The organism is Nitrosospira multiformis ATCC 25196 (genome assembly GCF_000196355.1).
Classification (GTDB): Bacteria; Pseudomonadota; Gammaproteobacteria; order Burkholderiales; family Nitrosomonadaceae; genus Nitrosospira; species Nitrosospira multiformis.
Genome location: NC_007614.1, coordinates 1724439 through 1737158, shown reverse-complemented (window position 1 = coordinate 1737158; position 12720 = coordinate 1724439). Strand labels below are relative to the sequence as shown.

At 54.0% G+C, this 12720-nt stretch carries 9 protein-coding genes; 7 read left to right on the top strand and 2 right to left on the bottom strand.

Going from position 1 to position 12720, the window contains the following annotated elements; all coding sequences use genetic code 11:
• Window positions 1-23 precede the first annotated feature (23 nt).
• Window positions 24-1004: an NAD(P)/FAD-dependent oxidoreductase gene (locus tag NMUL_RS07960; protein WP_011380850.1), complete on the bottom strand. Its 981-nt coding sequence runs from the start codon at window positions 1002-1004 to the stop codon at window positions 24-26.
• A gap of 240 nt (window positions 1005-1244) precedes the next feature.
• Between NMUL_RS07960 and NMUL_RS07955 the strand changes: the two genes are divergently transcribed.
• From NMUL_RS07955 to NMUL_RS07940, 4 genes are all read left to right on the top strand, one after another.
• The gene (locus NMUL_RS07955; protein WP_011380849.1) at window positions 1245-3644 is read left to right on the top strand and encodes a catalase; all 2400 of its coding nucleotides are present in this window, start codon (window positions 1245-1247) and stop codon (window positions 3642-3644) included.
• Between the two features lie 196 nt (window positions 3645-3840).
• The gene (locus NMUL_RS07950) at window positions 3841-6351 is read left to right on the top strand and encodes a mechanosensitive ion channel domain-containing protein (RefSeq protein ID WP_011380848.1); all 2511 of its coding nucleotides are present in this window, start codon (window positions 3841-3843) and stop codon (window positions 6349-6351) included.
• Between the two features lie 231 nt (window positions 6352-6582).
• Window positions 6583-7005: a PRC-barrel domain-containing protein gene (locus NMUL_RS07945; RefSeq protein WP_011380847.1), complete on the top strand. Its 423-nt coding sequence runs from the start codon at window positions 6583-6585 to the stop codon at window positions 7003-7005.
• 68 nt (window positions 7006-7073) lie between these two features.
• Complete coding sequence (locus NMUL_RS07940) at window positions 7074-7601, top strand: hypothetical protein (protein WP_011380846.1); 528 nt, start codon at window positions 7074-7076, stop codon at window positions 7599-7601.
• Window position 7602: 1 nt separating this feature from the next.
• Here the strand turns inward: NMUL_RS07940 and egtB are convergent, their stop codons facing one another.
• Window positions 7603-8901 carry an ergothioneine biosynthesis protein EgtB gene (gene egtB, locus NMUL_RS07935; RefSeq protein WP_011380845.1) on the bottom strand — a complete coding sequence of 433 codons (1299 nt, stop codon included), beginning with the start codon at window positions 8899-8901 and terminating at the stop codon, window positions 7603-7605.
• 191 nt (window positions 8902-9092) lie between these two features.
• On the opposite strand from egtB, the gene NMUL_RS07930 reads away from it, so the two are divergent.
• The 3 genes from NMUL_RS07930 (at window position 9093) to NMUL_RS07920 (ending at window position 12715) form a co-directional block, all read left to right on the top strand.
• The gene (locus NMUL_RS07930) at window positions 9093-10790 is read left to right on the top strand and encodes a protein adenylyltransferase SelO (protein WP_011380844.1); all 1698 of its coding nucleotides are present in this window, start codon (window positions 9093-9095) and stop codon (window positions 10788-10790) included.
• A gap of 213 nt (window positions 10791-11003) precedes the next feature.
• Window positions 11004-12203: an AI-2E family transporter gene (locus NMUL_RS07925; RefSeq protein WP_011380843.1), complete on the top strand. Its 1200-nt coding sequence runs from the start codon at window positions 11004-11006 to the stop codon at window positions 12201-12203.
• Window positions 12204-12229: 26 nt separating this feature from the next.
• A complete protein-coding gene (locus NMUL_RS07920) occupies window positions 12230-12715 on the top strand; it encodes an MgtC/SapB family protein (RefSeq protein ID WP_011380842.1) in 486 nt (161 codons plus the stop codon).
• Window positions 12716-12720: the final 5 nt, after the last annotated feature.

Sequence of the window (12720 nt, the reverse complement as noted above, 5' to 3'; positions counted from 1 at the left end):
CCTTAACCCATGAAAGGCAGAAGCTACGGGCAAAGTCTATAGCCCAGCCTGTTCAAGCGGTTCTGAATGTCGGTAGATGCAACGGCGGCATGTGCCGCTGCAACACTGATCTGATTGAGTCCATCAACCACATCTCCCACCGCATATACACCCGCCACAGTGGTACGCTGGTGCCGATCGACAATCAATTTCCCCTCTCTATTACAGCGCGCGCCAAGCTGAACCGCCAGCTGGGATCTGGGGCTCTCGCCCAGCATCGGGTAGATTACATCGAACGGAAGTTCTTCTCCATTTGAAAGGCGTATCGAAGGTTTCGATTCTCCCGTTATATGGAGGCTGCCAAGCGCGTCCTCAATCACCTCGACATTGACCTTACGAAGCCTTCTTTTTTCGGCACTCGTCAGTTCAGCCTTGGCCTGATAGATCAATGTCACGTTCCGGCTGTATGTTCGCAGAAACAGTGCATGCTTTACACCCTCTCGAGGAGATGAGGATAGCAGGGCGATGTTCTGATCCGTGGCTTCATAGGCATCGCAGATGGGGCATAACCGGATAAGTCCTTTCCTTATACATGTCTTCCAGTCGCTGGTATCCAGTCTCGAGTCAGCAGTTCCCGTTGCCAGCAATATCGTAACGGCCCGAATTGACATTCCGCCAGCCCCGCCCCCATCCCCACCCCTATGGCGGCTAGTTCCACTGCCGGCACTATTGCTGACGTGGGCCTCAAAAAAATTTTCAACCTGCCTGAGTCGCAGGACCTCACCGGCCTGTACTTCAACGCCGTACTGCGCTGCCTGTAAGCGCAGCCGATCCAGAAATTCATTTCCCGAGATACCCATGGGAAAGCCGGGGCAGTTATGGGTGGTAGGGATGAGCGCTGCGCGGCTGAATCCACTGTCAACAATTGTAATATGGCGCCGAAAGCGAGCGAGATAAATTGCTGCGGTAAGTCCACCCGGGCCAGCCCCGATGATCAAGCAGTCGACTACTCCAGTTGATTTCACATTGCTGACTCCATGGCACGTTTTAGCGGAAACTCAGACCACTAATTTATGGGGTGGAGAAAAAGAACGCCATTTCAAATACTTTCAAAATAGTATCGCTGGATTCTTTTCGATTCAGTTCGTGACAACACATAGCAGATGCAAATGAAGGGGCTTGACCCTTGCTGCGACATTCTGCAGTGGAAAAAAAATTAGCTTATGTATGATGGCGTACCGAAAAAAGCCTCGTGAGGCCTCACCATGGATCATCAGTCCAATGCAGGGGGATTCGTGATGGGAACGGCTAACGAAAAGGACAATAAATCTACTGTTGGGGGACCCGCTAACCCGACCGGCTCACCGGCGAACGATTTCACCAGAAAGCTCTCCGCTACTGACGAGCTCGCAGCGGCAATACCTTATAACGCCAACAAGGCAGGAGAACATGGAGAGGCTTCCACTTTTCCCGAGGAAGGCCAAACGGTAGCTCCTTCCGATCCCTTTGTTACTGGGAGTACGCTAACTGAGACAGTTGCGTCACCGAAAGTCGGGTCGGGTGAACCTCGGCTACGTTTCAATGCTGGCAACGAACCGTTGGACCGTGTAAGAGCGGATTCGAGTAATCAGACTCTTACCACCAATCAGGGTGTTCCTGTCGGTGATAATCAGAATTCCTTAAAGGCGGGCTATCGCGGACCGGCGCTGCTGGAAGATTTTATTCTGCGTGAAAAGATCACTCATTTCGACCATGAACGCATACCCGAGCGTGTGGTTCACGCCCGTGGATCTGCTGCCCATGGATATTTCGAATGTTACGAATCACTTGCCCAGTATACGTGCGCTTCCCTGTTTGCCGAGGCGGGGAAACGCACTCCTGTTTTCGTCCGTTTCTCCACGGTGATCGGGGAACGGGGGTCTGCAGACACTGTGCGCGATGCCCGAGGCTTCGCAACCAAGTTTTATACGGACGAAGGCAACTGGGATCTGGTAGGAAATAACATTCCAGTATTTTTTATACAGGATGCCATCAAATTTCCCGATCTGGTCCACGCAGCCAAACCTGAACCGCATTTTGCGGTTCCGCAGGCTTCCACCGCGCATGACACATTCTGGGATTTTGTCTCGCTCATGCCCGAATCCACCCACATGCTGATGTGGTTAATGTCCGATCGGGCTATCCCACGTAGTTTCCGAACGATGCAGGGTTTTGGCGTCAATACATTTCGCCTGGTAACAGCGGCGGGTGAGTCGCGATTCGTCAAGTTTCACTGGCAGCCGCTTGCGGGGACCTATTCGCTCGATTGGGATGAGGCGGTCAAAATATCGGGCGCCGATCCTGATTTTCACCGACGCGACTTATGGGAAGCAATAGAGTGTGGCGCATACCCTGAATACGAGTTGGGCATGCAGATTTTTACCGAGGAACAAGCGGAACAGTTCAGCTTTGATGTGCTCGATGCGACGAAGATTGTTCCGGAGGAGTTGGTCCCGGTCAAGGCGGTCGGGCGCATGATCCTCAATCGAAATCCAGATAATTTTTTTGCTGAAACGGAACAAGTGGCTTTTTGTGCTGCGCATATCGTTCCCGGGTTGGATTTCAGTAATGACCCCCTCCTTGCCGGCCGCATTCATTCCTATGTCGACACCCAGTTGACGCGTCTCGGTGGGCCAAACTTCCACGAGATTCCGATCAATTCGCCGGTCGCGCAAGTTCACAATAACCAGCGGGACGGGATGCATCGCCAGACCATCAATAGAGGCCGGGTTTCATATGAGCCGAATTCCCTTGCGGGAGGCTGTCCATTTCAGGCTGGTGCCGCCGGCTTCAGGTCATTTCCCGAACCGATGAAGGGAGATAAGGTACGCGGTAAACCCGAGCGGTTTGCGGACCACTACACGCAGGCGACCCTGTTCTGGAACAGCCAAAGCGCTGTGGAAAAGGTTCATATCATTCGCGCCTTTCGTTTTGAGCTCACTCGCGTCCAATCTCCCGCCATAAGGCAGCGAATGGTGGCAATGCTCGAAAATGTTGCAAGCGATCTGGCTGAGTCTGTGGCTCGCGGATTGGGTATGGATACTTTGCCGCCACCCCTCCCCAAAGCCCTGAAGAAAGATGTTACGCCGGAGGTTTCTTCATCTCCCGCTCTGTCACTTTTTGCTCGTCCCGGCGATGGTGGCATCCGTATGAGAAGAATAGCGATTCTCGTTGCGGATGGCATAGATGGAAGGATTACGACACTGCATGCCGGGTTGCTGGGAGAACAAGCGGTTCCCCGCTTCGTTGGGGCACGTCTGGGTTCAGTCCAGACCACAGAGGGAAAAATCCAGGTGGATGTAACGCTGGAGGCCATGCCGTCAGTCCTCTTCGACGCTTTGGTAGTGCCCGGGGGAAGCGAGGGCGTGGAAGCGCTTGCGCGTTTGGGGCAGGCGCTGGAATTCGTCAAGGAGCAATATCGCCATTGCAAACCCATACTGGTGCTGGGCTATGGCAGGAAACTGATCGAGGCTTCCGGTATAAGATGGACATTGCGAGCAGGCGGACAGGATAGCGGACTTCTTCACTTCGAAGATGAAGATATCGGAAACGCCTTAGACCGCTTCATCGAAGCTATAGCAGCGCACCGGCATTTTGAAAGGGAAACGGATCCCCCACCTGTATAAAGTCGCTTATTCATTTTATTTCGGCTCGGAAGGCCGAAATCCTTGGATTATTACGGCGACTCTTGCAGCTTTATAGAATGTCGTCGCCGGAACCAATCAATCGAATTGTTGTTCCTGCCTACTTACTTCAACTGTAACCATAGACGAGCGATGCCGGCCAGACTTGATCGGCCATCGCAAACAATGTCTTTCTACTATGTCACTGAACAAAATCCCTGCCTTGGTGGCAGTAATCAGCTTCCTGTTGCCATTTATTTCATTAAGTCAGGCTGAGGCGGAAGAACAAGCAATCCAATCCCCACTTACTCCCGCTCAAGCCAGGCGGACCTTATCGATTCTTCAGGACGATGCAAAGCGTGCGGAGCTCGAACAGACGTTAAGGGCAATCGCACAAGCGACGGCGGAAGCGCCACCGGCAAACACGCCAGACGAAGTTTCCGCGCCCGCTGCAACTTCTGATTCTGACCAATCTCCAGCTGCCGTACAAACCAATGGAGTCTCGTCATCCGGCGCTCCACCGGCAGGAGGTGTTCCTATCGAAATCGCCAAGGGCGGCTTGGTCGCTCAGGTATTCGATCTCATCGGCGAGCGGCTGCACATCGTCGTGAATCAGTTACGGGCAGCCGTTCAAACGCTTCTCCAAATAAGAACGGTGGGCGATTGGTGGCAGAACAATCTGGGTGTACCGGAACGCCGTGCCATTGTCCTGGAGGCATTATTGGAGGTTGCTCTCATACTTGGCGGGGGGCTGTTTACCGAATGGGTACTGAGACGAGCCTTGCGGCACCCGCGGCGAATGATTGAGGACCGTGCGGCAGTTCGCCAAAACGCGACTGAGCGCCAAAAGGACGACGAGGAAAGGGCGAAAGAAAAAGTAGGGTCGGAGAAGGAGGTGAACCAGGCTGCCCCTCATCTTCAACCCGTAACGAGCATGCATGCTGCCCCTGGCTCTGGCTCTGGCTCTGGCCCTGGTACGGGCAGGGCAACGGCTGTCGACAGGCATTGGAGCCTGTTGCGTCGCTTTCCATTTGCTCTGGGTTACTGGTTGCTCGAATTGGTTCCAGTGGGGGGGTTTGTGGCAGGAGCCACTCTGCTCTTGACTGCTTTCGGCGGAAGATCGTCAATATTCTACACAACCACGCTCCCGCTCATCAGCGCGTATGCCACTACGCGAATCGCGCTGAGTATCGGTCACCTCATGGCATCGCCGATCGGCCAGCGCTTGCGCCTGATGCATATCAGTGACAAGGCAGCCAATTTCCTGAATCTCTGGCTGCGGCGCATTGTTATCGTCGCTGTTTTTGGTACTGCCATTGCCGATATCGCTCTCGAAACCGGAGCGACCCCCGACACTCATAATGCGCTTTCCAAACTGGTGGCTCTCGTTGTCCATATCATGCTGCTGATAATGATTTTTCGCAGCCGCAAGGAAGTGGCAGTCGCGATCCGGGGTTCAGCCGAAAACAGTCAAGCCCTGGCGGGATTGCGGAGACTGCTGGCTGATAGCTGGCTTTTCGTGGCAACGTTTTTTATCGTTGGCGCCTGGCTGTTGTGGTCGATGGGAACGGAAAACGGGTTTCAACAGGTGCTCCATATCTTTGCGCTATCAGCCGTGGTTATTATCAGCGCGAGCCTTGCGTCGATTTTTGTTCTTGGCGCGCTCGACCGCGCCTTCATTGCCGACCGGAAAAACACGCCTGCGCAGCAAGGACAGCAGTTGTTCGAAGGATCAGCCGAAGCTGGAACAAAAAGCCCCTATCACCTGCTGATACATCGTGCGGTCTCATTGTTGATCGCTGTTGTTACCGGACTCGTATTGCTTCGCGTTTGGGGAGTGGATACCTTGTCCTGGTTTGAAAGTGGATCAGTTGGCCGGCGAGTGGCTTCCGCTGTCGTTACAATCACGGTTACCTGTGCTTTGGCACTGGCGGCATGGGAATCATTGAATAGTGCGATCTGCCGCCGCATCGATCGCTGGGGGAAGGCTGGCGATATTGCCCGCGCTGCCCGCCTGCGTACCCTCCTGCCTATGCTGCGCACGACCATGTCCGCTGTCTTTATCATGATAGTGCTGCTTGCAGCACTGGACGAGCTTGGCATTACCATTGCGCCCCTGTTGGCCGGTGCCAGTATCATCGGAGTCGCATTGGGTTTTGGTTCACAGAAGCTGGTGCAGGATTTCATCACCGGAATTTTCCTGCTCATGGAAAATGCAATCCAGGTGGGCGACTTCATCACAGTGGCTGATCTTTCAGGATCGGTCGAGCATTTGTCGATTCGCACCGTCCGGTTGCGCGCCCCGGACGGGTCATTGCATGTGGTTCCGTTCAGCTCGGTTTCAACCGTCACCAACACCAATCGCGGTATCGGGAATGCTTCGATCAGGGTTAGCGTGGCCGCTGATTCGGATGTCGGAAAGGTATTTGCTGCTATCAGGAGTGTGGTGGATGATATGCGAGCTGATCCACATTTCAAGGATCTCATCCTGTCGGAAGCCGATATCTGGGGCGTCGACCAGATGGATGGGTTCATGATTACCATTCTTGGACAGATACGGACTCTGGATAAAGGCCGATGGCCGGTACAGCGCGGCTTCAACTTACGGATTCTGGAGCGTTTCCGTGAATCGGACATCCGCTTCGTCAATCCTCAGGAGCGGCAGGTGGTGATGGAGAATAACGAAATCCGGGCGAGGAGCGACCCATGAGCCATCCAAGCCCCGCATTCAAACCCCGTAAACATTCGATTGCTTCCATTTCAGAACGACTGCATGGAATAAAGAGAACAGAGGGCTCTTCCAAGGAAGGAGCATGGCAAGCAAGGGATAGTTCAGCATGAGTGCGTTAGCGAACAGAGAGGAATACCTGTTGTTTTTAAGATAACTTCTAAATTGATTAAGTTGGGAAAGAGGCGAGAGAGATCAATCTAGGAGAACAGCATGAGCATGAGCTATGAACGCTATGAATATAACATCCATGGATTGGATAAAATTGTCGATGGCACCAACCCTATGCCGAGGTTCATGGGGGCCACCTGGCCGATAGGAGAGGATGTCTACAATAACAAAGGCGAGAAACTGGGTGACATCAAGGAAGTCATGCTGGACGTGGAAGAGGGGCGAGTGGCCTACGCAGTATTATCTTTTGGAGGATTCCTCGGGGTCGGCGACAAACTCTTCGCTGTCCCGTGGAACGCACTTACATTGAAGCTGGAAGCGCTGGACAAGCGTTTCATACTCGACGTGGAGAAGGAACGGCTCGAATCGGCGCCCGGCTTCGATAAGGGCAACTGGCCGGATATGGCGGATGAATCGTGGAACACCCGGATTCACGCATACTATGATAATCAGAAGGGGGGTTGACGGAAATTCCGGCAGCGCTTGCGCTTCACTTGCGGCAGTAAATAGTGAGAGACTTAGTGAGGGACTACATGAAAAATAATAGAGGTATCCTGGAGCGGGCCGTAATATCCGGAACGGTGAGCGGTCTTGCAACAGCAGGTATCGCTTCGTTCGCCGGAAAACATGAAAATGGTTCTTATGCGGCACCCCTGAACGCAACGAGCCATATTATCTGGGGGGAGGAAGCCGCCCACCATGACCGCCCATCACTAAAATATACCCTGACGGGTTTTCTCCTGAATCACGCGTCCACCATTTTCTGGGCATCATTTTACGAGAAACTTTTTGGCAGCCACGGTACCCGGCAGTACATGCGAAGACTTCCTTTCACTGCATCTCCTGAACCGGTGTCTCTCGTCAAACCCCTCTGTGGCGGAGCCGCAGTAGCAGCTGCGGCTTACGTTATTGATTATCACCTCATTCCAAAGCGGTTTACGCCCGGATTCGAAAAGCGTGTTTCAGGAAAATCTTTAACCGCAATTTTTGCCGCGCTTGCAGTCGGCCTTGCTGCGCGCGACGTGATCGATGCGGGAATCGAATTTCATAAACGGCGCTGATTTAAGAATCTCTCAAGTCTCTTGCAAGACGAATTCCGGAAAACTGCCAGCATGTATCCGCGGGGAAGAAATTACGAAAACTTGCCCGTATCCGCTCTTTTGGAATTGCGCATGACCCGCCGCGCAACACATACTGGTTCACCATAGACCGGCTGTTATATTCGCCTACCGCCTCATCCCAGACAAAGGACATCGGTTCGTTCTCGTTGGGTTTTGCAGGATTGTAACCCGGGTAAGGGGAGTAGCTCGACTGCGTCCATTCCCATGCATCACCATAGAGTTGAGCAAGACCCCCGGTATTTGCAGATGGCGTAGAGCCGCCTGCGGAGGAGGGATGAAAACGGTTGTTATCAGCGAAGCAACCTTCTATTTCCTGTTGAGAAGCAGCATTTTCCCATTCAGCTTCCGTGGGGAGTCTGGCGCCCGCCCATCGTCCGAAGGCATCGGCTTCGTAGAAGGACACATGAATGACCGGCAGATTCAGGTCCAGTGGCATGGCACCGCTGAGAGTGAATTCCTCCCATCCCTGATCGCTTTCCCGCCAGTAAAGAGGATGCGACCGGCGGTTGGCTTTCATCCAGTCCCATCCTTCGGAAAGCCACACGCCGGGATTGTCATATCCGCCGGCTTTCATGAATTCGAGGTATTCGCGATTGGTGACAAGCCGGGATGCGAGCTGATAGGGTTGCAGGTATTGCTTGTGACGGGGCGATTCATTGTCGTAGCTGAACTCGTCTCCCTTATAGCCTATTTCAACGAGACCCCCGTCAAAACGACACCATTCGAGGGGCGGGGGGACAGGGGAATCAAGGAGCGGCTGGCTATTATAGGAAGGGTTCAAAGGGCTTTGGGAAAGCAGATGTTTGACGTCGGCCAGCATGAGTTCCTGGTGCTGCTGCTCATGATGCATTCCCAGCACCGCGAGCATGCGCAGCATTTCGTCTTCTTCCGAACGTTTCAGGACCTGCTCCATACGTTCGTTGACGTTATTGCGGTATTCTCGCGTCAAGGACAAGGATGGGCGGGTGAACAGCCCGCGTTTCGGATCAGGATGGGTCTGACCTGATTTATTGTACGAGCTGAACATCATGAGAAAAGCCGGGTGAAAAGGGGTGAAGGGCTTTTCATAGTGCTGCAATACAAACTTCTCAAAAAACCAGGAAGCATGCCCCAGGTGCCACTTTACCGGGCTTGTCCCGGGCATGGACTGGACACAGCAGTCCTCGTCGATCAGCGGCTCGATCAGACTCAAAGTCCGGTCGCGGATCGAGGAATATTTTACGTACAACGGCGTTGTCATGGCGGTCCTCCAGAGAATAGCGATCTAACCCAGAACACTTGGACAGTTCGATGTTCTAATCAGGATGAAAGGGTTTTATTCCCGGCAAGCTTACAAGCGGGAAGCTGTAATAGCAATGAGGCCGTCTATGCAGCTTGCTTGTGAAGCCGCCAAATCATTGATGTCAATCTGCTTCCAGATTAGGGAAACAAATGAGCCAAAGCAATCTTCAGAGGAGTATGCCGATCGTCACGCTGCCGGATCTGTTCGATGCTCGGTTCGACAACCGCTTTGTGCGCCAGCTGCCAGGCGATCCGGAAACCCGGAATGTTCCCCGTCAGGTGCGCAATGCCGGTTATACACAAGTGAGTCCTACGCCTGTCCGCTCACCGCGACTTCTCGCCTGGGCGGATGAAGTCGGCGAAATGCTCGGTATTGCCCGGCCGGCATCTCCCGTTTCCCCAGCGGTGGAAGTGCTTGCCGGTAACAGAATCCTTCCGTCCATGCAGCCTTATGCAGCACGCTATGGCGGACACCAGTTCGGGCACTGGGCAGGGCAGCTTGGCGACGGGCGCGCTATCACCCTGGGGGAGTTGATCAGCCCCAACGATAAGCGCTACGAGCTACAACTCAAGGGTGCAGGGAAAACGCCCTATTCACGCACCGCGGATGGACGTGCGGTCCTGCGTTCTTCCGTACGCGAGTTTCTGTGCAGTGAGGCGATGCACTCCCTCGGGGTGCCTACTACGCGGGCATTGAGCCTGGTAGCGACAGGGGAAGCGGTGATACGCGATATGTTTTACGACGGACATCCGGGGGCGGAACCCGGCGCGATCGTCTGCCGCGTCTCGCCCTCGTTCCTGCGCTTTGGCAATTTCGAGATACTTGCGGCCCAGAAGGAGCCAGAACTTCTCAGGCAGCTCGCCGACTTCGTGATAGGGGAACATTTTCCGGAACTGGCCTCGTCCCATCGGCCACCTGAAGTTTATGCGAAATGGTTCGAGGAGGTTTGCCGCCGCACAGGTATCCTCGTCGCCCACTGGATGCGGGTCGGTTTCGTCCACGGCGTGATGAATACCGACAATATGTCCATATTGGGGCTGACCATAGACTATGGTCCTTATGGGTGGCTCGAAGGTTTCGATCTGCACTGGACGCCTAATACGACTGACGCACAGGGGCGGCGTTATTGCTACGGTAACCAGCCCAAGATCGCGCAGTGGAATCTGACTCGCCTGGCTGGCGCGTTGACACCCCTGATAGAAGATGATGCTGCGCTGGAGCATGGGTTGGCAGTCTTCGGTGAAACATTCAATAACACATGGAGTGGCATGCTGGCCGCCAAGCTCGGGTTGGCCTCACTCGAACACTCCGACGATGACTCGCTTTTGAGCGATCTATTCGAAACGCTGCAACAGGTTGAGACGGATATGACATTGTTCTTTCGCTGCCTGATGAACATTCCTCTGAATCCGATCTCCGGAAACAGGGCAACAACCTTCCCTGCTCCAGAGAACCTGGAAAGTGTGGATCAAATGAATGATCATGGACTGGTCGAGCTTTTCCGCCCGGCATTTTACGACGCGCATCAGGCATTTTCCCATGCGCACCTCACACGACTGGCCGGCTGGCTGCGACGCTATATCGCAAGGGTGCGCCAGGAAGGGGAACCTGAAGGCCTGCGTTACCATCGCATGAGCCGTGCAAATCCGAAATACGTACTACGCAACTATCTGGCTCAGCAGGCAATAGAAGCGCTGGAGCGGGGGGATGATTCCGTGATAATACGGTTGATGGAAATGCTGAAGCACCCTTATGACGAACAGCCCGAGCACGAGGATCTTGCGGCAAGACGTCCAGAGTGGGCCCGTAATAAGCCCGGCTGCTCCGCTTTGTCGTGCAGCTCCTGACTGAGCATGTTTATTGGATGACGGCGTGTTTCTGATGTAAGACGGGAGTTGCAGTGGAAAGAAGGACGTATGCACTTCCGGCATTTGCACTTCTTTTTTGTAAAGCAGGAAAACCAGCAGGAAGCTTGCCGTGTGGCTCGAAGACCGTTTCCATACCTGCTCAACATTTGGCGCTAACGTTTCTCTCATCTGAAATAAATAACAAACTGGATCATGAGTGCTGTGCCGGAAAAGCTGCTTCCTGAAAGACTGGATGGGGAATCAGAAGAAGGTCCTCCCGGCACTTCCGCTCAGGCGATAGATGAGGAGGCCGCGGCACCTCGCGCTCTACCTCGTTTTGGGACAGCTATCGCACTCTGGATAATCGCGCTGGTCGTGCTGTTGGGAGGCCTGCATTTCGCGCAGACCTTTTTTGTTCCCTTGTTGTTCGGCGTTCTCGTGAGTAACGCGTTAAGTCCTGTAGTTGATTGGCTCGAGCGCTGCCGCGTCCCTCGCATACTCGGGGCTGCGCTTGTGCTTGTTGTCCTGCTTGGCGGCGTTTCATGGGTAACCTTATCCTTGAGCGGTGATGCAAGTCTTATAGTTGAAAAACTTCCTGAAGTTGCGCACAAATTGCGGCATAGTCTGAGAACGCTGCGATCCGAGGGTCCAAGCGTATTGCAGCAGGTCGAGAAAGCGGCGAAAGAGCTTGAGAAGGCGGCGGTAGATGCAGGGTTGAAATCGCCCGCGGCGGCAGTGGTTATTACAAGCCACGCGGAAGATGGCGCATGGGTCAAGGATTTTCTACTCAAGCAATCCGCGTTGCTGGTCTCGTTTGCCGCGCAAATGCCGGTCGTGTTGCTGCTGACCTATTTCCTGCTGGCAGCAGGGACACATTTTCGCCGCAAGCTCATAAAACTGGTCGGGCCATCTCTGACACGCAAAAAGGATGCGGTTCGAATACTGGAGGAAGTACATTTGCAGGTCCAGCGCTACCTGCTTGTCTTGATCATATCGAATACTTTGATCGCCGTACTCACCTGGTGGGCATTTGAATTGTATGGATTGGAACACGCCGGAGTGTGGGGGGTCGCTGCCGGCATATTACGTTTTGTTCCTTATCTCGGGACGATGACTATCCTGCTGGCAAGCGGTATAGCAGGCTTGCTGCAATTTGGTTCTCTTCCGCTTGCGCTCGCGATAGCTGCGACAGCAGTTTTGATTTCCGGCTCTATTGGAATGTTGTTCGGCACTTGGTTGCAGGGAAGATTCGCGCGAGTGAATGAGGCGGTGCTGTTCATCGTGCTGTTATTTTTTGGCTGGCTGTGGGGCGTGGCCGGCTTGCTTCTGGGGGCGCCGCTATTGGCCGTCGCAAAAGTGGTTTGCGATCGGATCGAATCGCTCAAGCCCGTGGGTGAAATGCTGGGGCGGTAGTCCTGGGTATCCTTTTTGGAGCTGTTATGGAGGGATGGTGGCTCGAAGTATATAAAACGATAATAGTGGAGTTCTCCGATCTGCCCACTGCTGTCGAATTTACCCGTGTCATCCTGCGCTTGGCGATAGCTGCAATATTGGGAGCGTTGCTGGGCCTGGAGCGCGAACATAGCGGCAAGGCGGCGGGGGTGCGCACTCACATGCTGGTCGCCGTCGGCGCGGCTATCTTCGTGCTCGTTCCCCAGCAAATGCAAATGCCTGATGCAGAGGTGTCGCGTGTAATTCAAGGCGTCATTACGGGTGTCGGGTTTCTGGGGGCCGGGACCATTCTTAAAAGCGCCAATGAGGAAACAATAAAAGGGCTGACAACGGCGGCGGGTGTATGGCTGACAGCTGCGGTGGGTATCGCGGCGGGTTTAGGGCGGGAAGGTTCGGCCGTTCTCAGCGCTTTTCTTGCATTTGTCATTTTACATCTCGTGCCCAAAATCCTGCCAAAAGGCACACCGCATTAGGTGAC